Source organism: Enterobacter sp. 186315 (genome assembly GCF_053290175.1).
The window spans coordinates 1-22,964 of record NZ_JBPTTK010000002.1; the positions used below are offsets into that span (position 1 = coordinate 1).

19 protein-coding genes are annotated in these 22,964 nt (G+C 57.2%); 15 read left to right on the forward strand and 4 right to left on the reverse strand.

From position 1 onward, the window contains the following. Window positions 1–321 precede the first annotated feature (321 nt). On the reverse strand, window positions 322–1,461 hold the full coding sequence (gene queG / locus ACSVHP_RS02345) for a tRNA epoxyqueuosine(34) reductase QueG (RefSeq protein WP_447550871.1): 1,140 nt from the start codon (window positions 1,459–1,461) through the stop codon (window positions 322–324). Here queG and nnr point away from each other — a divergent pair. The 9 genes from nnr (at window position 1,460) to hflC (ending at window position 11,674) form a co-directional block, all read left to right on the forward strand. Beyond that, entirely contained in the window at window positions 1,460–2,986 is a 1,527-nt protein-coding gene (gene nnr, locus ACSVHP_RS02350) for a bifunctional ADP-dependent NAD(P)H-hydrate dehydratase/NAD(P)H-hydrate epimerase (RefSeq protein ID WP_447550872.1), read from the forward strand. The genes queG and nnr overlap by 2 nt on opposite strands. Continuing rightward, on the forward strand, window positions 2,979–3,440 hold the full coding sequence (gene tsaE / locus ACSVHP_RS02355; protein WP_234673083.1) for a tRNA (adenosine(37)-N6)-threonylcarbamoyltransferase complex ATPase subunit type 1 TsaE: 462 nt from the start codon (window positions 2,979–2,981) through the stop codon (window positions 3,438–3,440). Before nnr ends, tsaE begins: the two co-directional genes overlap by 8 nt. 15 nt (window positions 3,441–3,455) lie before the next feature. Further along, on the forward strand, window positions 3,456–4,796 hold the full coding sequence (amiB, locus tag ACSVHP_RS02360) for an N-acetylmuramoyl-L-alanine amidase AmiB (protein WP_447550873.1): 1,341 nt from the start codon (window positions 3,456–3,458) through the stop codon (window positions 4,794–4,796). A gap of 9 nt (window positions 4,797–4,805) precedes the next feature. Further along, window positions 4,806–6,653, forward strand: coding sequence for a DNA mismatch repair endonuclease MutL (mutL, locus tag ACSVHP_RS02365; RefSeq protein ID WP_447550874.1), 1,848 nt, complete (start codon window positions 4,806–4,808; stop codon window positions 6,651–6,653). Beyond that, on the forward strand, window positions 6,646–7,596 hold the full coding sequence (gene miaA / locus ACSVHP_RS02370) for a tRNA (adenosine(37)-N6)-dimethylallyltransferase MiaA (protein WP_234673077.1): 951 nt from the start codon (window positions 6,646–6,648) through the stop codon (window positions 7,594–7,596). Before mutL ends, miaA begins: the two co-directional genes overlap by 8 nt. 85 nt (window positions 7,597–7,681) lie before the next feature. Further along, a complete protein-coding gene (gene hfq / locus ACSVHP_RS02375; RefSeq protein WP_234673075.1) occupies window positions 7,682–7,993 on the forward strand; it encodes an RNA chaperone Hfq in 312 nt (103 codons plus the stop codon). 74 nt (window positions 7,994–8,067) lie between these two features. Beyond that, on the forward strand, window positions 8,068–9,348 hold the full coding sequence (gene hflX, locus ACSVHP_RS02380) for a ribosome rescue GTPase HflX (RefSeq protein WP_234673073.1): 1,281 nt from the start codon (window positions 8,068–8,070) through the stop codon (window positions 9,346–9,348). A gap of 56 nt (window positions 9,349–9,404) precedes the next feature. Continuing rightward, entirely contained in the window at window positions 9,405–10,664 is a 1,260-nt protein-coding gene (gene hflK, locus ACSVHP_RS02385; RefSeq protein WP_417315449.1) for an FtsH protease activity modulator HflK, read from the forward strand. Window positions 10,665–10,666: 2 nt separating this feature from the next. Further along, complete coding sequence (gene hflC / locus ACSVHP_RS02390; protein ID WP_234673062.1) at window positions 10,667–11,674, forward strand: protease modulator HflC; 1,008 nt, start codon at window positions 10,667–10,669, stop codon at window positions 11,672–11,674. Between the two features lie 55 nt (window positions 11,675–11,729). On the opposite strand, the gene ACSVHP_RS02395 is transcribed toward hflC, so the two are convergent. Then, entirely contained in the window at window positions 11,730–12,020 is a 291-nt protein-coding gene (locus ACSVHP_RS02395; RefSeq protein WP_234673061.1) for a hypothetical protein, read from the reverse strand. Between the two features lie 293 nt (window positions 12,021–12,313). Between ACSVHP_RS02395 and ACSVHP_RS02400 the strand changes: the two genes are divergently transcribed. The 5 genes from ACSVHP_RS02400 to rlmB all read left to right on the forward strand — a co-directional run bounded on the left by ACSVHP_RS02400 (window position 12,314) and on the right by rlmB (window position 17,809). Next, the gene (locus ACSVHP_RS02400) at window positions 12,314–12,511 is read left to right on the forward strand and encodes a DUF2065 domain-containing protein (protein WP_417315445.1); all 198 of its coding nucleotides are present in this window, start codon (window positions 12,314–12,316) and stop codon (window positions 12,509–12,511) included. A 103-nt stretch (window positions 12,512–12,614) separates the two neighbouring features. Continuing rightward, window positions 12,615–13,913, forward strand: a complete 1,299-nt coding sequence (locus ACSVHP_RS02405) for an adenylosuccinate synthase (protein ID WP_234673057.1) — start codon at window positions 12,615–12,617, stop codon at window positions 13,911–13,913. A 190-nt stretch (window positions 13,914–14,103) separates the two neighbouring features. Then, a complete protein-coding gene (gene nsrR, locus ACSVHP_RS02410; protein ID WP_039028444.1) occupies window positions 14,104–14,529 on the forward strand; it encodes a nitric oxide-sensing transcriptional repressor NsrR in 426 nt (141 codons plus the stop codon). Window positions 14,530–14,567: 38 nt separating this feature from the next. Further along, window positions 14,568–17,012, forward strand: a complete 2,445-nt coding sequence (gene rnr / locus ACSVHP_RS02415) for a ribonuclease R (RefSeq protein WP_447550875.1) — start codon at window positions 14,568–14,570, stop codon at window positions 17,010–17,012. A 65-nt stretch (window positions 17,013–17,077) separates the two neighbouring features. Further along, window positions 17,078–17,809 (forward strand): 23S rRNA (guanosine(2251)-2'-O)-methyltransferase RlmB, encoded by a 732-nt coding sequence (gene rlmB / locus ACSVHP_RS02420; protein WP_234673053.1) that lies wholly within the window; start codon window positions 17,078–17,080, stop codon window positions 17,807–17,809. An 82-nt stretch (window positions 17,810–17,891) separates the two neighbouring features. Here rlmB and ACSVHP_RS02425 read toward each other — a convergent pair whose 3' ends face one another. Further along, on the reverse strand, window positions 17,892–19,166 hold the full coding sequence (locus ACSVHP_RS02425) for an MFS transporter (RefSeq protein ID WP_447550876.1): 1,275 nt from the start codon (window positions 19,164–19,166) through the stop codon (window positions 17,892–17,894). A 195-nt stretch (window positions 19,167–19,361) separates the two neighbouring features. On the opposite strand from ACSVHP_RS02425, the gene ACSVHP_RS02430 reads away from it, so the two are divergent. Further along, window positions 19,362–20,984, forward strand: a complete 1,623-nt coding sequence (locus ACSVHP_RS02430; RefSeq protein ID WP_447550877.1) for an isovaleryl-CoA dehydrogenase — start codon at window positions 19,362–19,364, stop codon at window positions 20,982–20,984. Here ACSVHP_RS02430 and ACSVHP_RS02435 read toward each other — a convergent pair. Next, window positions 20,981–22,912: a methyl-accepting chemotaxis protein gene (locus tag ACSVHP_RS02435; RefSeq protein WP_447550878.1), complete on the reverse strand. Its 1,932-nt coding sequence runs from the start codon at window positions 22,910–22,912 to the stop codon at window positions 20,981–20,983. The genes ACSVHP_RS02430 and ACSVHP_RS02435 overlap by 4 nt on opposite strands. Between the last annotated feature and the right edge of the window lie 52 nt (window positions 22,913–22,964).

The window sequence follows — 22,964 nt, forward strand, 5'->3', positions numbered from 1 at the left end:
ACGACCTTGCCAAGGTCGGGGTCGCGAGTTCGAGTCTCGTTTCCCGCTCCAAATTCTTCTCAATCTCCTGAATATCCACAGCGAAAAGATTCGTTGGGGACGTATTCTATTGAGCCTGAAATTTTCTTTTAAACAGACTTATCCACAGATCATATGTCAGTTCTGAAGAGGTCAAAACCTTAGCAGGGTGAATGATATCCTTTCAACCCATTGAAAAGAATGGATAAAATTTCGTTCAAAAATGCTATGGCGATCGCTTGACCTGTTTGCAAAGCCAGACTACGCCTGAGTTTCGATTTTTATTCACAGGCTGTGAATATATCACGCATCGCGGGTAAGCCCTTTTTCGATCACCCTCACCAGACGCTGCTTTTTCGGGAGTTGTACTTCAACCACGCAGGCATTTCGTTTCTCGATTTGCTGCGCAATCGCCCATTCTATGTGCTTATCGAGAAGTGGGTGCTCACCTCTACGGCTTTCCAGCGCCTGGATATTTGCCTCATCCCAGGGAGCATTGCCCAACGCAACGGCAACGTTTCGCAGCCAGCGAAGATGTCCAATACGGCGAATCGCAGAACCCTCTGTCACCTTCAGGAACCAGGCTTCGGTCCAGGCAAACAGGTCAATGAGTTCAGGGGCGTGAAGCGCTTTACGCGGGCTGAAGTCCTCTTCGTCGGTTAGCTGCGAATAGCGATTCCACGGGCAAATCAGCTGGCAATCGTCGCAGCCGTAGATGCGGTTTCCGATTAACGGCCTGAACTCTTCCGGAATAGCGCCCTCAAGCTCAATGGTGAGGTAAGAGATGCAGCGGCGCGCGTCGACGGTGTAAGGCTCGACAATCGCCCCGGTCGGGCAGATGGTCATGCAGGCCACGCAGCGGCCGCATCCTTCTTCCACCGGGCCGTCTATCGGCAGCGGTAAATCAATCAGCAGTTCACCGAGGAAGAAGAATGATCCGGCGTCGCGGCTCAAGATTAGTGAGTGCTTACCTGTCCAGCCAAGCCCGGCTTTTTCAGCGATCGGGCGCTCAAGAATAGGCGCAGAATCGACAAAGGGTCTAAAATTCAGCGAATCGCAGTGCTGCTGAATAGTTTCCCCGAGTTTTTTTAAGCGGTTACGCAGAAGTTTATGGTAATCACGCCCCAGGGCATAACGGCTGACGTAACCCAAAGAGGGATTTTTTAAGGTACGGGCAAACGCCGCGTTAGCGGGAAGATAGTTCATCCGCACGCTAATGACCCGCAACGTGCCCGGCAAAAGCTCGTGTGGACGCGCCCGCATCATGCCGTGTCGCGCCATCCACTCCATTTCGCCGTGGTATTGTTTGTCCAGCCAGGCCTGTAGTTTCGGCTCGCTGGCAGAAAGGTCGGTGTCCGTAATGCCGACTTTCTGGAAGCCAAGCTCAGCGCCCCACTGTTTAATTTTTTGCGCTAACTGATTGAGATCGAGGGGCTGTGACATGACGGACCATACTGTGAAGAAAAACCCCGCAAGTATACCACATTCCATCTGGGATGCGGATGACCTCCGGCGTGCCGAAAAAGAGGCCGCCGACAGTCTCGGTATTACCCTTTTTGAACTGATGCAGCGCGCGGGCGAGGCGGCGTTTAACGTTGCCCGCCACGCGTATCCCGATGCGACACACTGGCTCATCTTATGTGGGCACGGCAATAACGGCGGCGACGGCTACGTGGTGGCACGTCTGGCGGTTGCGGCGGGTCTTCGCGTGACCCTGCTGGCGCAGGAGAGCGATAAACCGCTGCCGGAAGAGGCGAGTGACGCGCGCGAAGCCTGGCTCAATGCCGGCGGGACTATCCATGCCGCAGATATTCTCTGGCCGGACGATATTGATCTGATCGTCGATGGCCTGCTGGGCACCGGGCTGCGTAACGCTCCGCGCGATCCGATAGCCGCCCTGATTGAGCGCGCCAACGTGCATCCCGCGCCGGTTGTGGCGCTGGATATTCCCTCCGGCTTAATCGCCCAGACCGGCGCCACCCCGGGCGCGGTGATTCACGCTGCCCACACAATCACCTTTATTGCCCTTAAACCCGGCCTGCTGACCGGAAAGGCGCGGGATGTGGTGGGAAAACTTCACCATAATGCCCTGGGGCTGGACGGCTGGCTGGCGGGGCAGGACACGCACATTACCCGCTTTGATGAAACCGATCTTGCGCAGTGGCTCACGCCGCGTCGCCCGACATCCCATAAGGGCGATCATGGCAGGCTGGTGATTATCGGGGGCGACCACGGCACGGCGGGCGCTATCCGCATGGCCGGAGAGGCTGCACTGCGCAGCGGTGCCGGGCTGGTGCGGGTGCTGACGCGCAGCGAAAATATTTCCCCACTCATCACCGCTCGCCCGGAGCTGATGGTGCATGAACTCACGCCGCAGACGCTGGACGACAGCCTCGAATGGGCGGATGTGGTGGTGGTTGGCCCGGGACTTGGGCAACAGGCCTGGGGCAAACAGGCGCTTCAAAAGGTGGGGAATTTTCGTAAAGTGACGCTGTGGGACGCCGACGCGCTGAACCTTCTGGCAATCAACCCTGATAAGCGTCACAATCGCATCCTGACGCCACACCCCGGCGAAGCCGCGCGATTGCTCAATTGCAGCGTTGCAGAAATTGAAAGGGATCGCTTACTTTCTGCCCAGCGTCTGGTAAAACGTTACGGAGGTGTTGCGGTTCTGAAAGGGGCGGGCACGATCGTCGCCTGTGAATTCGGCGCGATGGGGATCGTCGATGCCGGTAACGCGGGCATGGCGAGCGGCGGAATGGGCGATGTGCTCTCTGGCATCATCGGCGCATTGCTCGGACAGAAACTTACCCCTTATGATGCAGCCTGTGCCGGCTGCGTGGTACACGGCGCGGCCGCCGACAGGCTTGCGGCGCAGTACGGAACGCGCGGAATGCTGGCCACCGATCTTTTTTGCACGCTCAGGCGTGTTGTTAACCCGGATGTGATTGACGTAGAAAATGACTAATCGAGCGATTCCTTTACCCGACGAAGAAGCCACTTTAGATCTCGGCAAGCGCGTGGCGCAGGCCTGTCAGGGTGCGACCGTCATCTATCTGTACGGTGATTTAGGCGCCGGTAAAACCACCTTCAGCCGTGGTTTTTTACAGGCGTTAGGCCACAAAGGGAACGTCAAAAGCCCCACCTACACGCTGGTCGAGCCCTATACGCTCGACAATTTAATGGTGTATCACTTCGATTTATACCGTCTTGCGGACCCCGAGGAGCTGGAATTTATGGGGATCCGCGATTACTTTGCCAACGACGCCATTTGCCTGGTGGAGTGGCCGCAACAAGGTGCGGGTGTGCTGCCTGACCCGGATGTCGAAATTCACTTAGATTACCAGGCACAAGGGCGTGAGGCGCGCATCAGTGCTGTTTCCTCATCAGGTCACTCTTTGCTGGCGCGTTTAGCCGGTTGAGCTTAGGGATACGGGATGATTAGTCGCGTTAAAGGTTGGTTATTGGCTGCAACGGTGCTGCTCTGCGCGAACGCCGGGGCCGCCAGTCTCTCGGATATTCAGGTCTCTAACGGGGATTCCCAGGCCCGTATTACCTTCAGCTTTATGGGCGATCCTGAGTATGCGTTTTCACAAATCGACAGCCACAGCGTGGCGCTGGATATCAAGCAGTCGGGCGTGATCCAGGGACTGCCGCTGCAATTTAGCGGTAACAACCTGGTTAAACGCATCCGCTCGGGTACGCCAAAAGACGACCAATCTTTACGACTGGTGGTCGATTTGACCGAAAAGGGCAAAACCCAGGCGGTGAAGCAGAAAAACGGCGCTAACTACACGGTGGTCTTTACCATCAATGCGGACGTGCCGCCACCGCCGCCACCGGCACCGGTTGTCGCGAAGCGCGTGGAAGAGCCTGTTTATACTCCGCGGCCGTCCGAGCCTGCCCGCAACCCGTTTAAATCGCAAAACGATCGCATTACCGCTGCCACCAGCAGCAATACGGTGACGCGTCCGGCGGCCACCGCACGACGCACGTCCGTTAGCGGTGACAAAGTGATTATCGCCATTGATGCCGGTCACGGTGGACAAGATCCCGGTGCCATCGGGCCGGGCGGCACGAAAGAGAAAAATGTCACCATCGCTATCGCCCGCAAGCTGCGCACGCTGCTGAACGACGATCCGATGTTTAAAGGCGTGCTGACCCGCGACGGGGATTATTTTATCTCGGTGATGGGGCGTTCAGACGTGGCGCGTAAGCAGAATGCGAACTTCCTGGTGTCCATTCACGCGGACGCCGCACCAAATCGCAACGCCACCGGCGCGTCGGTCTGGGTGCTGTCAAATCGCCGTGCTAACAGTGAGATGGCTAACTGGCTTGAAGAGCACGAGAAGCAGTCCGAACTGCTGGGCGGCGCAGGTGACGTGCTGGCGAACAGTCAGTCCGACCCGTATCTGAGCCAGGCCGTGCTGGATTTACAGTTCGGTCATTCGCAGCGCGTCGGGTATGATGTCGCCACTAACGTGTTGAACCAGTTGCAGAGCGTGGGCGTGTTGCATAAACGCCGTCCTGAACATGCAAGCCTGGGCGTTCTGCGTTCACCTGATATTCCGTCCATCCTCGTGGAAACGGGCTTCATCAGCAATAACGGTGAAGAGCGCCTGCTGGGCAGCGACGGCTTCCAGCAGCAGATCGCCGATGCGATTTATCAGGGGTTACGGAAATACTTTGACGCGCATCCGTTGCAGTCTGCGCCTCAGGGCGGAGGTGCTCAGACCGCGAGCGCCGCGCTGCCGGGTGAGATGACCGCCACTAATTAAGGAGTTTTCATGCCGATTCAGGTTCTACCGCCCCAGCTCGCGAACCAAATCGCCGCCGGTGAGGTGGTGGAACGCCCTGCGTCGGTCGTGAAAGAGCTGGTGGAAAACAGCCTCGATGCCGGGGCAACGCGCATTGATATTGATATCGAACGCGGTGGCGCGAAGCTTATTCGTATTCGCGACAACGGCTGCGGCATTAAAAAAGACGAGCTGGCCCTCGCGCTGGCGCGTCATGCCACCAGTAAAATCACCACGCTTGACGATCTGGAAGCCATTATCAGCCTCGGCTTTCGCGGCGAGGCGCTGGCCAGTATCAGCTCCGTTTCCCGTTTAACGCTTACCTCCCGCACGGCTGAACAGCCGGAAGCGTGGCAGGCCTACGCCGAAGGGCGCGACATGGACGTGACGGTTAAGCCAGCGGCGCACCCCGTGGGAACGACGCTGGAAGTGCTGGATCTCTTCTATAACACGCCCGCCCGGCGCAAATTTATGCGCACCGAAAAGACCGAATTTGGTCATATCGACGAGATTATCCGCCGCATCGCGCTGGCCCGTTTCGATGTCACCATTAACCTCAGCCATAACGGTAAGGTGATGCGCCAGTACCGCGCGGTGGCTGAAGGCGGGCAGAAGGAGCGTCGACTGGGGTCAATCTGCGGAACGGCGTTTCTGGAACAGGCGCTGGCTATCGAGTGGCAGCATGGCGATCTGGCCCTGCGCGGCTGGGTGGCTGACCCGAATGCGTCCAGCGCGGCCTTTACCGATATTCAGTATTGCTACGTGAATGGCCGCATGATGCGCGACCGCCTGATTAATCACGCGATCCGCCAGGCCTGTGAAGACAAGCTGGGTGCCGATCAGCAGCCCGCGTTTGTGCTTTATCTGGAAATCGATCCGCATCAGGTGGATGTGAACGTGCATCCTGCCAAGCATGAAGTGCGTTTCCATCAGTCGCGCCTGGTACACGATTTCATCTATCAGGGCGTGCTGAGTGTGTTGCAGCAGCAGGCCGCTGAACCTGCCTTGCCGCTGGAAAACGAGCCTGCCGCGCCGCGTCCGATCCCCGAGAACCGCGTGGCGGCGGGGCGCAACCATTTTGCCGAGCCTGCGGTGGCGCGCGAGCCAGCGTCGCCCCGGTTTTCCTCGTCGGGCAATGTATCGCGCCCTACCGGTGCGAACTACCCGAACGCGCAGCCTGGCTATCAAAAACAGCAGGGAGCGCTGTACCGCAAGCTGCTGGATACGCCTGCGGTGGAGCGCAAAGCGCACGTCGAAACACCGGCCCCTTCGCTGGACGGGCACAGCCAGAGTTTTGGCCGGGTGTTGACCATTGTCGCGCCGGATATGGCGCTGCTCGAACGTAACGGCAAGCTGCTGCTGCTTTCGCTGCCCGTCGCCGAACGCTGGCTTAAGCAGATGCAACTTACGCCAGGCGAAAACGCGGCCTGCGCGCAGCCGCTGTTGATTCCGGTACGCCTGAAAATATCCCCGCAAGAAGTGGCTGTATTACAGCGTGCTACGACTCAGCTCGCAGAAATGGGCATTGAATTTGTGTTAGAGGCGCAGCATGTGACAATTCGTGCAGTGCCTTTACCCTTACGCCAACAAAATTTACAAAACTTGATTCCTGAACTGATAGGCTACCTGGCGCAGCAAACGACGTATGATGCTGCCAACACCGCGCAGTGGATTGCCCGCCATCTGGCGAGCGAGCACAATCCGTGGACCATGGCGCAGGCGATTACCGTGCTGGCTGAGGTTGAACGCCTTTGCCCGCACCTGGTCAAATCGCCGCCGGGTGGATTATTACAACCTGTTGATTTACAAACGGCGATGACCGCCCTGAAACATGATTGACGTAAGCAAGGCGAGCCTGCCTAAGGCAATTTTTTTAATGGGGCCAACGGCCTCCGGCAAAACGGCGTTAGCCATTGAGTTACGTAAAGTTTTGCCTGTAGAGTTGATTAGCGTTGACTCCGCCCTCATTTATCGAGGGATGGACATCGGCACCGCGAAGCCAGACGCAGAAGAGCTGCGCGCGGCACCGCACCGTTTGCTGGATATTCTCGACCCGGCGCAGGCCTACTCCGCGGCAGATTTTCGCCGGGATGCCTTAGCCGAGATGGCCGAGATCACCGCCGCAGGGCGCATTCCGCTTCTGGTTGGCGGGACAATGCTCTACTTTAAGGCGCTGCTGGAGGGGTTATCGCCTCTGCCATCAGCCGATCCGGACGTGAGAGCGAGAATTGAGCAGCAGGCAGCAGAGCAGGGATGGGACGTTTTGCATCAGCAACTGGCCGAGATCGACCCGGTTGCCGCAGCACGGATTCATCCAAATGATCCGCAAAGGCTTTCCCGGGCACTGGAAGTTTTTTTCATTTCGGGTAAAACTTTAACGGAACTGACGCAAACGTCAGGAGAAGCTCTGCCGTATCAGGTGCATCAGTTCGCCATCGCCCCGGCGAGCCGTGAACTGCTCCATCAACGAATTGAGCAGCGTTTTCATCAGATGTTGGCTTCAGATTTTGAAGCAGAAGTGCGGGCGCTTTTTGCCCGTGGAGATTTGCATACGGACATGCCTTCCATTCGTTGTGTGGGATATCGCCAGATGTGGTCCTATCTCGAAGGTGAGATTTCATACGATGAAATGGTTTATCGAGGTGTTTGCGCCACGAGACAGTTAGCGAAACGCCAGATCACCTGGTTGCGCGGTTGGGACGGAATTCATTGGTTAGACAGTGAAAATCCACAACAATCGCTAAACAAGGTCGTTCAGGTTGTTGGTGATATCGCTCACTGAATGTGTACAATTAAGCCGTATCGTGCGCAATTTTTCAGAATCGCAAGGTTCTAAGTACAAAACAAGCATATAAGGAAAAGATAGAATGGCTAAGGGGCAATCTTTACAAGATCCGTTCTTGAACGCATTGCGTCGGGAACGTGTTCCAGTTTCTATTTATTTGGTGAATGGTATTAAGCTGCAAGGTCAGATTGAATCTTTCGATCAGTTCGTGATCCTGTTGAAAAACACGGTCAGCCAGATGGTCTACAAGCACGCTATTTCTACTGTTGTTCCGTCCCGTCCGGTATCCCATCACAGTAATAACGCTGGCGGCGGCACTGGTAGTAACTACCATCATGGCAGCAACGCACAGGGTTCTTCTTCTCCTGCGCAGGACAGCGAAGAGAACGAATAAGGTCTCTGGCTGTTATCCACACGGGGAGCCAGGGATCCTGCGTTCCCCGCTGATATTTTTAGAGGGTTATACGCTTGTTTGACCGTTATGATGCCGGTGAGCAGGCGGTGCTGGTACACATCTATTTTTCGCAAGACAAAGATATGGAAGACCTCCAGGAGTTCGAAGCTCTGGTCTCTTCCGCCGGTGTCGAAGCAATGAAGGTGATTACCGGTAGCCGTAAAGCGCCGCACCCGAAGTATTTTGTTGGTGAAGGTAAAGCAGTAGAAATTGCGGATGCCGTTAAAGCAACCGGCGCATCAGTCGTGTTGTTTGATCATGCGCTGTCTCCGGCTCAGGAACGTAACCTGGAACGTCTTTGCGAATGCCGTGTTATCGATCGCACGGGTTTGATTTTAGATATTTTTGCTCAGCGTGCGCGTACCCATGAAGGAAAGTTGCAGGTTGAGCTGGCGCAGCTGCGCCATCTGGCAACGCGGCTTGTGCGTGGCTGGACCCACCTTGAAAGACAAAAAGGCGGGATTGGTTTGCGCGGTCCGGGTGAAACCCAGCTCGAAACCGACCGCCGTTTACTGCGTGGCCGTATTACCCAGATCCTCTCACGCCTTGAGCGCGTAGAGAAACAGCGTGAGCAGGGGCGTCGTTCGCGAACGAAAGCTGACATCCCGACGGTGTCGCTGGTGGGGTATACCAACGCCGGTAAATCCACCCTGTTTAACCAGATTACCGAGGCCCAGGTTTATGCCGCAGACCAGCTGTTTGCGACCCTGGACCCAACGCTGCGTCGGATTGACGTCGCGGACGTCGGCGAAACCGTGCTGGCGGATACCGTAGGGTTTATTCGTCATCTGCCGCACGATCTGGTGGCCGCGTTTAAAGCCACGTTGCAGGAAACGCGTCAGGCAACGCTGCTGCTGCACGTAATTGACGCCGCAGACGTGCGCGTGCAGGAAAATATAGACGCAGTTAACGTGGTGCTCGAAGAGATCGACGCTCACGAAATCCCAACGCTGTTGGTGATGAACAAGATCGATATGCTGGACGACTTTGAGCCGCGTATCGACCGTGATGAAGAGAACAAACCGATTCGGGTCTGGCTTTCCGCTCAGACCGGGATTGGCGTGCCACTGCTTTTCCAGGCTTTGACAGAACGACTTTCCGGTGAGGTTGCTCAGCACACGCTGCGCTTGCCACCACAGGAAGGCAGGCTGCGCAGCCGGTTTTATCAGCTTCAGGCGATAGAAAAAGAGTGGATGGAGGATGACGGCAGCGTGGGGATGCAGGTGCGTATGCCGATCGTTGACTGGCGTCGCCTCTGTAAACAAGAACCTGCGCTGGTCGACTATATCGTCTGATCAGAAAGGGGATGCCTGAATAATTCGCCCTTGCATAACAAATATGGAGCATATACATGGCGTGGAATCAGCCCGGTAATAACGGACAAGACCGCGACCCGTGGGGAAGCAGCAAACCTGGCGGCAACTCTGAGGGAAATGGCAACAAAGGTGGTCGCGAGCAGGGGCCGCCGGATCTGGATGATATCTTCCGCAAGCTGAGCAAAAAGCTTGGTGGCCTTGGCGGAGGAAAAGGTACTGGCTCGGGTGGTAACTCCACTCAGGGGCCGCGCCCGCAAATGGGTGGTCGCATCGTGGGAATTGTGGCCGCTGCTGTGGTAATCATCTGGGCTGCCAGCGGATTCTACACCATTAAAGAAGCAGAACGCGGCGTGGTTACCCGTTTCGGCAAGTTCAGCCATCTGGTTGAGCCGGGCCTGAACTGGAAACCGACCTTCATTGACGACGTGACCGCCGTTAACGTGGAGTCCGTTCGCGAACTGGCTGCATCCGGCGTGATGCTGACCTCTGACGAGAACGTCGTGCGCGTTGAGATGAACGTGCAGTACCGCGTAACCGACCCTGAACGTTATCTGTTTAGCGTGACCAGCGCGGATGACAGCCTGCGTCAGGCGACCGACAGCGCCCTGCGTGGTGTGATCGGTAAATACACTATGGACCGTATTCTGACCGAAGGTCGTACCGTTATTCGTAGCGATACCCAGCGCGAGCTGGAAGAGACTATTCGCCCGTACAACATGGGTATCACCCTGCTGGACGTCAACTTCCAGGCTGCTCGTCCGCCGGAAGAGGTTAAGGCCGCGTTTGACGATGCGATTGCCGCGCGTGAAAACGAACAGCAGTACATCCGTGAAGCGGAAGCGTATACCAACGAAGTGCAGCCGCGTGCTAACGGTCAGGCGCAGCGTATTCTTGAAGAAGCGCGCGCGTACAAAACTCAGACCATCCTGGAAGCGCAGGGTGAAGTGGCTCGCTTCGCGAAGATCCTGCCGGAATATAAAGCGGCACCGGAAATTACCCGTGAGCGTCTGTATATCGAGACCATGGAAAAAGTGCTGAGCCATACGCGTAAAGTGCTGGTTAACGACAGCAAAGGTGGAAACCTGATGGTGCTGCCGCTCGATCAGATGCTGAAAGGCGGCTCTGCCCCTGCGTCGAAGACGGATAACAGCGGTGCCAACAACCTGCTGCGTCTGCCACCGGCCTCATCAGGCAGCTCCAGCGCGAACACAACGCCTTCTTCGAACGATGGTGACATTATGGACCAACGCCGTGCTAACGCGCAGCGTAACGACTACCAGCGTCAGGGGGAATAAGGATGCGTAAGTCAGTTATTGCGATCGTCGTCATCGTACTGGTCGTGCTTTATACCTCTATCTTTGTGGTGAAAGAGGGCGAGCGCGGCATCAAGTTCCAGTTCAGCAGCGTGGTGCGTGACGGCGACAAGCGTCCGGTGATCTACGCGCCGGGCCTGCACTTTAAAGTTCCGTTTATCCAGTCGGTGAAAACGCTCGATGCGCGTATTCAGACCATGGATAACCAGGCTGACCGTTTCGTGACCAAAGAGAAGAAAGACCTGATCGTTGATTCCTATATCAAATGGCGCATCAGCGATTTCAGCCGCTACTTCCTGGCAACGGGCGGTGGTGACGTTTCTCAGGCAGAAGTCTTGCTGAAACGTAAGTTCTCTGACCGTCTGCGTTCTGAGATTGGTCGTCTTGATGTGAAAGACATCGTAACCGACTCCCGCGGTCGTCTGACGCTGGAAGTACGCGACGCTCTGAACTCGGGCAGCGCGGGTACGGAAGACGAAGTGGAAACGCCAGCGGCGGATGACGCGATTGCCAAAGCGGCAGAGCGCGTTCAGGCTGAAACCAACGGCAAAGTGCCGGTGATCAACCCGAACAGTATGGCTGCGCTGGGTATCGAAGTGGTCGATGTGCGTATCAAGCAGATCAACCTGCCTGCTGAAGTGTCTGAAGCGATCTACAACCGTATGCGCGCCGAGCGTGAAGCGGTAGCGCGTCGCCACCGTTCACAGGGCCAGGAAGAGGCAGAAAAACTGCGTGCAGCGGCGGATTACGAAGTGACGAAGACGCTTGCCGAGTCTGAGCGCCAGGGCCGTATCCTGCGTGGTGAAGGTGATGCCGAAGCCGCTAAACTGTTCGCGGATGCGTTCAGCCAGGATCCAGGTTTCTACGCCTTCATCCGTAGCCTGCGTGCCTATGAAAGCAGCTTCCAGAGCAATCAGGATGTAATGGTGCTTAGCCCGGATAGCGATTTCTTCCGCTATATGAAGTCTCCGGCGACTACGACAACTCGCTGATCGATGACATAAAAAAAGGCGCCCCGCAGGGCGCCTTTTTAATATCTGGATAAAATTAGTTACCCAGCAGTTTGTTCAGCATACCGCCGATAACAGGCAGATTAGCCAGGGTGTTCTCAATCTGGCCACCGATGTTTGAGCCCATGGTTTCACCCATCGTTTTGCCCAGGTCTGGTGCCATTGTCGCCAGGCTGATGGTGCCAACAACTGGCAGTTCAACATCGAATGCGCTGCCGCTGTTTGCCCAGACTGCTGCGCCAATTTTGCTACCCAAAGAGGCCAGGGCGTTTTGCAGCCAGCCAGCACCACTTACCGCATCAATTTCACTTGCTGTTAATACTCTCATTATAATCATCCTAATTATTTTATATTCGTATCGAGCTCGATACGCGGTGGCATACTTGCAATTTTAATAATGACTTTCAATAAAACGGATTATGAATTTTGCGGTGGGTGGGTTTTTCACGCCAATCATGAAGTTTGTGATACTATGAAGCTATTATAATCAATGAGTTATAAGCGTAACGTGAAGGTTTACTTCATAATACGCTTCAGGTTTGTGGGTTAAATGAAGTGTGATCCTGGGGCCTGATGTATAAAAGCCGAACCGCCGGAAGCGGAAACAGATAAAGGTGAAAAATGAATTCAACGATTTGGCTGGCATTAGCCCTGGTATTGGTGCTTGAAGGTTTAGGTCCGATGCTTTATCCACGCGCCTGGCGCAAAATGATCGCCACGATGAGCCAGCTGCCCGATAATATTTTGCGTCGTTTCGGTGGGGGTCTAGTGGTTGCCGGTATCGTTATCTACTACATGTTGAGGAAAACGATTGGCTGATCAAAAAGTGGTCGAATTTGGCATGTTTTAGGGTCAAAAAGTGCTGTATATCTGAAAAAGCGATGGTAGAATCCATTTTTAAGCAAACGGTGATTTTGAAAAAATGGGTAACAACGTCGTCGTACTGGGCACCCAATGGGGTGACGAAGGTAAAGGGAAGATTGTTGATCTTCTGACTGAACGGGCTAAATATGTTGTACGCTACCAGGGCGGTCACAACGCAGGCCATACTCTCGTAATCAACGGTGAAAAAACCGTCCTCCATCTTATTCCATCAGGCATTCTCCGCGAAAACGTCACCAGCATCATCGGTAACGGCGTTGTGCTGTCTCCTGCTGCGCTGATGAAAGAGATGAAAGGTCTGGAAGACCGTGGTATCCCTGTTCGTGAGCGTCTGCTGCTCTCTGAAGCTTGCCCGCTGATCCTGGATTATCACGTGGCACTGGACGTTGCGCGCGAAAAAGCGCGTGGTGCGAAAGCTATTGGCACCACCGGTCGTGGTATCGGCCCGGCTTATGAAGACAAAGTGGCACGTCGCGGTCTCCGCGTGGGCGACCTGTTTGACAAAGAAACCTTCGCTGAAAAACTGAAAGAAGTGATGGAATATCACAACTTCCAGCTGGTGAACTTCTATAAAGCAGACGCTGTTGACTACCAGAAAGTGCTGGATGACGTCATGGCGATTGCTGACATTCTGACCGGTATGGTTGTTGATGTCTCCGATCTGCTGGACCAGGCGCGCAAGCGTGGCGATTTCGTCATGTTCGAAGGCGCGCAGGGTACGCTGCTGGATATCGACCACGGTACCTACCCGTACGTGACCTCCTCTAACACCACCGCAGGTGGCGTGGCAACCGGCTCTGGCCTGGGTCCACGTTACGTTGATTACGTTCTGGGCATCATCAAAGCGTACTCCACTCGCGTGGGTGCAGGTCCATTCCCGACCGAGCTGTTTGATGAAACCGGCGAGTTCCTGTGCAAGCAGGGTAACGAGTTTGGCGCGACCACCGGTCGTCGTCGTCGTACCGGCTGGCTGGACGCGGTTGCCGTACGTCGTGCAGTGCAGATCAACTCCCTGTCTGGCTTCTGCCTGACCAAGCTGGACGTGCTGGACGGCCTGAAAGAGGTGAAAATCTGCGTCGGTTATCGTATGCCAGATGGCCGCGAAGTCACCACCACTCCGCTGGCGGCTGACGACTGGGAAGGCATCGAGCCAATCTACGAAACCATGCCGGGCTGGTCTGAGACCACTTTCGGTGTGAAAGAGCGTAGCGGCCTGCCGCAGGCGGCGCTGGACTACATCAAGCGTATTGAAGAACTGACCGAAGTGCCGATCGATATTATTTCTACCGGCCCGGATCGTACTGAAACGATGATCCTGCGCGACCCGTTCGACGCATAATCTTCGTGACTGCTGGCCTGCGGGGAGACCCGCAGGCCGGATAAGCGTAGCGCCATCCGGCGACGCTCCTGGAACTCCGCTTTTTCGCCCCGTCTGTCAAATAAATTAGCCGCCAACTATCTGGCTGGTTTATCATCATTAATGAATATCTCTGCGGTTTGACCGCGTTTTCCCTTTTCCTGAGGTTGATGTGCAGTTAACGAGTTTCACCGATTACGGCTTACGCGCGCTGATTTATATGGCGTCGTTACCCGATGGGAAGATGACCAGTATATCTGAAGTGACAGAGGTCTACGGTGTATCCCGTAATCACATGGTCAAAATAATCAATCAACTGAGTCGTGCCGGATACGTTGCTGCCGTCCGCGGGAAAAATGGTGGGATCCGCCTCGGAAAACCGGCGCAGAGTATCCGGGTTGGTGATGTGGTACGAGAGCTGGAACCGCTGTCGCTGGTGAATTGCAGCAGCGCGTTTTGCCACATCACACCTGCTTGTCGCCTGAAACAGGCGCTTTCTAAAGCCGTGCAAAGTTTTCTCATGGAACTGGATAACTATACGCTGGCCGATTTGGTTGAAGAGAATCAACCGCTTTATAAATTATTGCTGGTGGAATGAAGAAAATTTCCACCGGAGCTGACAACGGAGGAACCGATATGTCACATGATCCTTTCCAGGAACGCGAAGCCGAAAAATACGCGAACCCCATCCCAAGCCGCGAGTTCATCATTGAACACTTAACCAAACGCGAAAAACCCGCCAACCGAGAAGAACTTGCCGTTGAATTAAATATTGAAGGTGAAGAGCAAACTGAAGCCCTTCGCCGCCGCCTGCGCGCCATGGAGCGTGACGGGCAGCTGGTCTTTACCCGCCGCCAGTGCTATGCGCTGCCGGAACGCCTCGACCTGCTGAAAGGCACGGTTATCGGTCACCGCGACGGCTATGGCTTCCTGCGCGTTGAGGGGCGTAAAGACGATCTGTATCTCTCATCCGAACAGATGAAGATGTGTATTCATGGCGATCAGATCCTGGCGCAGCCGCTGGGTGCCGATCGTAAAGGCCGCCGCGAAGCGCGCGTGGTCCGCGTGCTGGTGCCAAAAACCAGCCAGATTGTTGGCCGTTACTTCACCGACGCTGGCGTAGGTTTTGTGGTGCCGGACGACAGCCGCCTGAGCTTTGACATCCTGATCCCACCTGAAGAGGTGATGGGCGCGCGCATGGGCTTTGTCGTCGTGGTCGAACTTACCCAGCGTCCAACCCGTCGCACTAAAGCGGTAGGTAAAATCGTCGAGGTGCTCGGCGACAATATGGGCACCAGCATGGCGGTCGACATGGCCCTGCGTACCCATGAAATCCCTTACGTGTGGCCGAAAGCGGTTGAGGAACAGGTTGAAGGTCTTCGTGAAGAAGTGCCGGAAGAGTCCAAAGTGGGCCGCGTGGATCTGCGCTCCCTGCCGCTGGTCACCATTGATGGCGAAGATGCCCGCGACTTCGATGACGCCGTTTACTGCGAGAAAAAACGCGGTGGCGGCTGGCGTCTGTGGGTGGCCATTGCCGACGTGAGCTACTACGTCCGTCCAAACACGCCGCTGGATACCGAAGCGCGCAGCCGCGGCACGTCGGTCTACTTCCCGTCGCAGGTAGTGCCCATGCTGCCGGAAGTGCTCTCTAACGGCCTGTGCTCCCTGAACCCGCAGGTTGATCGCCTGTGTATGGTCTGTGAGATGACCATCTCCACCAAAGGCCGCTTGACCGGTTATAAGTTCTACGAAGCGGTGATGAGTTCCCATGCGCGTCTGACCTACACTAAGGTCTGGCATATGCTGCAAGGCGATCGGGAGCTGCGCGAACAGTACGCGCCGCTGGTTAAACACATCGAAGAGCTGCACAACCTCTACAAGACGCTGGAACAGGCGCGCGAAGAGCGCGGCGGGATCTCCTTTGAGAGCGAAGAAGCGAAGTTTATCTTCAACGCCGAACGCCGTATCGAGCGTATCGAGCAGACCCAGCGTAACGATGCGCACAAGCTGATTGAAGAGTGCATGATCCTGGCAAACATCTCGGCGGCCCGTTTCGTTGAGAAGGCCAAAGAGCCTGCGCTGTTCCGTATTCACGATAAGCCGACGACCGAAGCGATTACCTCGTTCCGCTCCGTGCTCGCTGAGCTTGGCCTGGAGCTGCCTGGCGGCAACAAGCCGGAGCCGCGCGATTATGCCGAGCTGCTGGAATCCATCAGCGACCGTCCTGACGCAGAAATGCTGCAAACCATGCTGCTGCGCTCCATGAAGCAGGCGATTTACGATCCGGAAAACCGCGGCCACTTCGGCCTGGCGCTCCAGTCTTACGCGCACTTTACCTCGCCGATCCGCCGTTATCCTGACCTTTCTCTGCACCGTGGGATTAAGTACCTGCTGGCGCAGGAGCAGGGCCATAAAGGCAACACGACCGAAACCGGTGGCTATCACTATTCCATGGACGAGGTGCTGCAACTGGGTCAGCACTGTTCGATGGCCGAACGCCGTGCCGACGAAGCGACCCGCGACGTGGCGGACTGGCTGAAGTGCGACTTCATGCTGGACCAGGTGGGTAACGTCTTCAAAGGCGTGATTGCCAGCGTGACCGGATTTGGCTTCTTCGTGCGTCTGGATGAGCTCTTTATCGACGGCCTGGTGCATGTCTCCAGCCTGGATAACGACTACTACCGCTTCGACCAGGTCGGGCAGCGCCTGATTGGCGAATCCGGCGGCCAGACCTATCGTCTGGGCGATCGCGTTGAAGTGAAGGTTGAAGCCGTCAACATGGACGAGCGTAAAATCGACTTCAGCCTGATCTCCAGCGAACGCGCGCCGCGCAACGTGGGCAAAACCGAGCGTGAAAGAGCGAAGAAAGGCGGCAACGGTAAACCGGGCGGCGGTAAGCGTCGTCAGGCCGGCAAGAAGGTGAACTTCGAGCCGGACAGCGCCTTCCGCGGCGAGAAGAAGCAAAAGCCGAAAGCGGCAAAGAAAGAGGCGCGTGCGGCGAAAAAACCTTCCGCTAAAACCCAAAAAATAGCCGCCGCGACCAAAGCGAAGCGTGCTGCGAAGAAACAGCAGGCGGAGTAATATTCCCCTCACCCTGACCCTCTCCCCAGCCGGGAGAGGGGAAATGTATATGACGAGAACCATCAATGAGTGAAATGATTTACGGCATCCACGCGGTGCAGGCCCTGCTGGAGCGCGCACCGGAGCGTTTTCAGGAAGTGTTTATGCTGAAAGGACGTGAAGATAAACGTCTGATGCCGCTTATTCACGCGCTGGAAGCACAGGGCGTGGTGATCCAGCTGGCGAACCGCCAGTTTCTGGATGAGAAAAGTGAGGGCGCGGTACACCAGGGCATTATTGCTCGCGTGAAGCCGGGCCGTCAGTATCAGGAGAACGATCTGCCGGATCTGATCGCGGAGCTGGATAACCCGTTCTTCCTGATCCTGGATGGCGTTACCGATCCGCACAACCTCGGCGCCTGTCTGCGCAGCGCGGATGCGGCCGGGGTACACGCGGTTATCGTGCCAAAAGATCGCTCTGCACAGCTGAACGCGACGGCCAAAAAAGTGGCGTGCGGCGCCGCTGAAAACGTGCCGCTGATCCGCGTGACTAACCTGGCGCGCACCATGCGTCTGTTGCAGGAAGAGAACATCTGGATCGTCGGAACGGCGGGTGAAGCGGATCATACCCTGTACCAGAGCAAAATGACCGGCCGTCTGGCGCTGGTGATGGGCGCGGAAGGTGAAGGGATGCGTCGTCTGACGCGTGAACACTGCGACGAGCTGATCAGCATTCCGATGGCGGGCAGCGTGTCGTCCCTGAACGTGTCGGTGGCAACGGGTATTTGCCTGTTCGAAGCGGTGCGTCAGCGTAGCTGATTTTTGCCCGGTGGCGCTCCGCTTACCGGGCCTACGGTTTTGTAGGCCGGGTAAGGCGAAGCCGCCACCCGGCAAAATAACTTCACTCCTCCAGCGACCGCAAATGGTCATCCTTCCTGAGCGTCATCAACGCCACGATACTCACCACCGCCGTTGCCATCACGTAATAGGCCGGAATATCCAGATTGCCCGTTTCTTTGATAAGCCCGGTGATAATCAACCCCGCACAGCCGGAAAATATTGCGTTCGACAGGGAATAGGCCAGCCCCAGCCCGGTATAACGCACGCGGGTCGGAAACATCTCTGACAGCATCGCCGGACCCGGCCCTGCCAGCATTCCCACCAGCCCCCCGGCAATCAGCACCACAATCGCCTTCACCGCCAGCGTACTAGACTCAGCCTGAAGGATCTTAAGCAGCGGCAGGGCGAGGATCAGCAGCAGCACCGTAGCGATAAGCATCACCGTGCGCCGCCCGATCCGGTCGCTCAGGATCCCCGACGGAATGATGGTCAGTGCAAAGCCGATATTCGAAATTACGGCAATCAGCAGCGCCTGATTAAACCCGGTGTGCAGCGCCGATTGCAGGTAGGTGGGCATAATCACCAGATAGGTATAACCGGCGGCTGACCACACCATTACCCGTCCAATCCCCATCACGATGGCTTTTAGCGTTGCCGCCGCATGTGCCTGAGCCACCGCGGGGTTCTCCTGCTGCTGCACAAAGCTCGGCGTCTCTTCCATGCTGACCCGCAGCCAGAGGGCAACGACGCCCATCGGCAGCGCCAGGAAGAACGGGATACGCCATCCCCAGTCGTGCAGGGCCTCAGGGGTGAGCAGGGCGGAGAGCAGCGCGACGATCCCCGCACCGGCCAGCAGCCCCAGCGCCACGGTAAAGGATTGCCATGCGCCGTAGAGGCCGCGCTTGCCCCGCGGCGCAAATTCGGTCATCAGCGAAACGGCACCGCCGTATTCTCCCCCGGCGAACAGCCCTTGCAGGATGCGCAGCAGCGTGACGATCAGCGGCGCGGCAATGCCGATGCTGGCGTACACCGGCACCAGGCCGATGGCGGCGGTGGCGAGCGTCATCAGCACCAGCACGATAATCAGCGTCGGCTTGCGGCCAATTTTGTCGCCGATACGGCCAAACACCACCGCACCCAGCGGCCGGAAGAAAAAGGCGATCGCAAACGACGCGTAGGTGAGGATCAGGCTGGTCAGCCCCGCTTCTCCGTCGAGCTGGAAGAAGTTTTTCGCGATCACCGTTGCCAGAAAACCGTAGACCGCAAACTCATACCATTCGATAAAGTTACCGATGGAGCCTGCAATCAATGCTCGTTTGTGCGCATCCTGTTGCATAACGTTCCTCACTTAAAGGGGGGTAGGAATAAATTATTCAACAAATAATCGCACGTGAAATAGTTTATTCTTATGTTCTGTGAGCCATTTCACGAATGATTTCAGCGGGATCGCCATCGTGTGACCCTCCTCCCATGCAGCGTTATCGCCCCCTGTCCATACTTACCTTCATTGCCATTGAAGGAGGGACTCAATATGCACTGGCACACCCATACCGTGTTTAATCAGCCTGCGCCGCTCTCAAACAGCAACCTGTTTCTGTCGGACTGCGCGCTGCGTGAAGCGGTCAACCGCGAAGGGGCCGAGTGGGACATGGAGTTGCTCGCCAGCATCGGCCAGCAGCTGGGAACGGCGGAATCGCTGGAGTTAGGCAGGCTGGCGAACGTCAATCCACCCGAACTGTTGCGCTACGACGCCACCGGAGAGCGGCTCGATGACGTGCGCTTTCACCCGGCGTGGCATCTGCTCATGCAGGGGCTGTGCGCCAACCGCGTTCACAATCTGGCGTGGGAAGAGGAGGCGCGTAAAGGATCGTTCGTGGCCAGAGCCGCCCGTTTTGTTCTCCATTCGCAGGTCGAGGCCGGAACCCTGTGTCCCGTCACCATGACCTTTGCCGCTACGCCCCTGTTGCAGCAGTCTCTGCCGATGATGTTCCGCGACTGGCTCACGCCGCTTTTGAGCGATCGCTACGATCCGCACCTCGCGCCGGTCGGGCAAAAGCGGGGGCTGCTGATAGGCATGGGGATGACGGAAAAACAGGGCGGCTCCGACGTGCTCAGCAATACCACACGGGCGGAAAAGTGCAGCGACGGCAGCTACCGGCTGGTGGGGCATAAATGGTTTTTCTCGGTGCCGCAAAGCGACGCGCATCTGGTGCTGGCGCAGGCCAAAGGCGGGTTATCCTGCTTCTTCGTGCCGCGTTTTCTGCCTGACGGACAGCGTAACGCGGTTCGCCTGGAGCGGCTCAAAGATAAGCTCGGCAACCGTTCGAACGCCAGCAGCGAGGCGGAGTTCCTCGACGCCAGCGGCTGGCTGTTGGGGGAGGAGGGCGAGGGCGTGCGGCAGATCCTGAAAATGGGCGGCCTGACGCGCTTCGACTGCGCCCTCGGCAGCCACGGCCTGATGCGCCGGGCGCTCTCGGTGGCGCTTTACCACGCGCACCAGCGGCAGACCTTCGGCAAGAACCTGATTGAACAGCCGCTTATGCGTGACGTTCTGAGCCGCATGGCGCTGGTGCTGGAGGGGCACACCGCGCTGCTGTTCCGCCTGGCTCGCGCGTGGGATAAACGCGCCGATCCGCAAGAGGCTGCCTGGGCGCGGCTGTTTACCCCGGCGGCGAAATACAGCGTCTGCAAAGCGGGTATTCCGTTCGTGGCGGAAGCGATGGAGGTGCTCGGCGGCATGGGCTACTGCGAAGAGAGCGAGCTGCCGCGCCTGTATCGGGAGATGCCGGTGAACAGCATCTGGGAAGGCTCCGGCAATATTATGTGTCTGGACGTACTTCGCGTGCTGGCGAAGCAGCCCGGCATTCTTGAGCTGCTTACGGAGGATTTCGCGCAGGTTAAAGGGCAGGACAGGCACTTCGACCGCAGCTGGCGGCAGCTCCAGCAAAAGCTGCGTAAACCGCAGGAGGCGCAGGGCAGAGAAATCACTCAGCAGCTCTTTTTACTGGGGGCGGGCAGCCAAATGCTGCGGCACGCATCGCCGCCGATGGCGCAGGCGTGGTGCCGCATGATGCTGGATGCCCGCGGTGGTTCGCTGATGAGCGAACAGGTGCAAAACGACCTGCTGCTGCGCGCCACGGGCAGGGTGGGTTAGCCCTTCAGCTGGAACAGGCTCACCAGCTGCGTCAGGTGTGAGCCTTTCTCGCGCAGCGTTTGCGCGGTCTGCTCGCTGCGGGAAACGCGGTCGGCGTTGATGTGTGAGGCTTCGCCGATGTGCGTCATGGCGAGGTTAACCTGATTGATGCCCGCCGACTGTTCGTGCGAGGCGTGGTTAATCTCGGTGACCAGCTGGCTGATGTTATCAATGTGAACGATGATGTCGTTCATCGCCAGGCGCGTCTGCTCGGACAGGGCGTGGCCTTCGCTGACCTTGTTTAGCGTATCGCCAATCAGCTGCTCGATCTCTTTGACCGCGTTGGCGCTGCGTGCTGCCAGGGCGCGAACCTCCTGTGCGACCACCGCGAAGCCCTTGCCGTGCTCCCCGGCGCGCGCGGCCTCCACGGCGGCGTTCAGCGCCAGAATATTGGTCTGGAAGGCAATTGACTCAATCACGCGGGTGATATCTTCGATTCGTTTTGACGCATCGCGAATATCATCCATCGTCGCCACCGCGTTCGTCACCGTTTCACCGCCCTGATGCACCGCGCGGGAGGTTTCCCCCACCAGCTGCTGGGTTTGCGCCATGTTTGCGGCGTTTTGCTGCACGGTCGCGGCCAGCTGCTCCATGCTGGCGGAGGTCTCCTCCACGCTGCTGGCCTGCTTGTTGATCTGCTCGGAGATTTCGCCGCTGTCCGACGCCAGCGCGCGGGTGCCGATATTGATTTCGCCCGCCGCTTCACGCACCTGCTGCACGATTTTCTGCAATCCACCGCCAATCCCGTTGATGGCGACAATCAGCTGGCCGACCTCATCCTGGCGCGTCACCGGCAGGTGGGCACGCAGATCGCCGTCCGCATACTGCCGCGCAAGATGGATAACGTCGCGAAGCGGGCGCGTCAGCATCCGGCGGATGATAAAGACGAACAGACCCGCAAAGAGCGCCGAGAGCACCACGCCCGCCAGCAGGAAGCGGTCGCGCAGGGTGTTAACGCTGGCGAGCAGCACCGATTTATCCACCTCGCCGACAATCGTCCAGTTCCAGCCAGGCAGCGGCGTCCAGGCCATTTTCAGGGTACGGCCTTCGTCGTTGACGCGCTCCAGCGTGCCGGATTTATCGCTCAACAGCTGCTGCTGCGTTGCGGCATCCCACTTCGGCAGCTGCCCCTCTTCGCGGGTGTGGAACAGGAACTGTCCGCGCGTTTTGCCGTTACTGCGATCCAGCACGAAGAAATGCCCGCTCTCTCCCAGACGACGGTTGAGGATCTTCTCGCGCATCACGTTCCACGAGTGGGTGATGTCCACGCCCACGAAGACGATGGCGATCACCTGTCCGTCGGGGCTTTTCACCGGCTGATACTGGGTGATGTAGCGCTTGCCGAACAGCAGCGCCAGGCCGCGATAGACCCCGCCTTTGGTGACGGCAGCGAAGGCGGGGCTGGCGGCGTCCAGCACCGTGCCCATTGCCCGGTCGCCATTCTCTTTGCGCAGCGAGGTCGCCACGCGCACGAAGTCGTTGCCGCTGCGAACGAAGAGCGTGGAGATCGCCCCCGTGCGGTTCAGGAAATCATCAGACAGCGTATTGTTCTCATGCAGCCCGGTGTCGCCGCCTTTCAGCAGCGGGACGTTCAGTCCGTTAATGGTCTGGCTCTGGCTGCTGTCGATGTTCAGGGGCTGCGGCAGAAAGGTGGTGAACAGCCGGGTATAGCTTTCCACCTCTTCGCTCAGGCTGGTGTTAAACATCTGCACCATATCCACCATCCCGGTGGACTGGTTATGCAGGTCTTCTACCGCCAGGGCTTCAAGCTGCTGGCTGGCCTTGTGGCTGAGTAAAAAGGTGAATAGCAGAAAGAGGATAGCGACACTGACGCCGGTAAGCAGCGATAGCTTCGTGCCCAGACCTGCACGGCGAAAAAAAGTGATCATAAATTGCTCATTATTGAAAAGGTATGGCTCTTCAACGGCAGGGCGGGGATAA

What these genes read in the sequence shown, in the direction of transcription:
- nnr (WP_447550872.1), top strand. Translation starts at nt 1,460, where the DNA reads ATGACGGACCATACTGTGAAGAAAAACCCCGCAAGTATACCACATTCC.
- queG (WP_447550871.1), bottom strand. Translation starts at nt 1,461, where the DNA reads ATGTCACAGCCCCTCGATCTCAATCAGTTAGCGCAAAAAATTAAACAG.
- tsaE (WP_234673083.1), top strand. Translation starts at nt 2,979, where the DNA reads ATGACTAATCGAGCGATTCCTTTACCCGACGAAGAAGCCACTTTAGAT.
- amiB (WP_447550873.1), top strand. Translation starts at nt 3,456, where the DNA reads ATGATTAGTCGCGTTAAAGGTTGGTTATTGGCTGCAACGGTGCTGCTC.
- mutL (WP_447550874.1), top strand. Translation starts at nt 4,806, where the DNA reads ATGCCGATTCAGGTTCTACCGCCCCAGCTCGCGAACCAAATCGCCGCC.
- miaA (WP_234673077.1), top strand. Translation starts at nt 6,646, where the DNA reads ATGATTGACGTAAGCAAGGCGAGCCTGCCTAAGGCAATTTTTTTAATG.
- hfq (WP_234673075.1), top strand. Translation starts at nt 7,682, where the DNA reads ATGGCTAAGGGGCAATCTTTACAAGATCCGTTCTTGAACGCATTGCGT.
- hflK (WP_417315449.1), top strand. Translation starts at nt 9,405, where the DNA reads ATGGCGTGGAATCAGCCCGGTAATAACGGACAAGACCGCGACCCGTGG.
- hflC (WP_234673062.1), top strand. Translation starts at nt 10,667, where the DNA reads ATGCGTAAGTCAGTTATTGCGATCGTCGTCATCGTACTGGTCGTGCTT.
- ACSVHP_RS02395 (WP_234673061.1), bottom strand. Translation starts at nt 12,020, where the DNA reads ATGAGAGTATTAACAGCAAGTGAAATTGATGCGGTAAGTGGTGCTGGC.
- ACSVHP_RS02400 (WP_417315445.1), top strand. Translation starts at nt 12,314, where the DNA reads ATGAATTCAACGATTTGGCTGGCATTAGCCCTGGTATTGGTGCTTGAA.
- ACSVHP_RS02405 (WP_234673057.1), top strand. Translation starts at nt 12,615, where the DNA reads ATGGGTAACAACGTCGTCGTACTGGGCACCCAATGGGGTGACGAAGGT.
- rnr (WP_447550875.1), top strand. Translation starts at nt 14,568, where the DNA reads ATGTCACATGATCCTTTCCAGGAACGCGAAGCCGAAAAATACGCGAAC.
- rlmB (WP_234673053.1), top strand. Translation starts at nt 17,078, where the DNA reads ATGAGTGAAATGATTTACGGCATCCACGCGGTGCAGGCCCTGCTGGAG.
- ACSVHP_RS02425 (WP_447550876.1), bottom strand. Translation starts at nt 19,166, where the DNA reads ATGCAACAGGATGCGCACAAACGAGCATTGATTGCAGGCTCCATCGGT.
- ACSVHP_RS02430 (WP_447550877.1), top strand. Translation starts at nt 19,362, where the DNA reads ATGCACTGGCACACCCATACCGTGTTTAATCAGCCTGCGCCGCTCTCA.
- ACSVHP_RS02435 (WP_447550878.1), bottom strand. Translation starts at nt 22,912, where the DNA reads ATGATCACTTTTTTTCGCCGTGCAGGTCTGGGCACGAAGCTATCGCTG.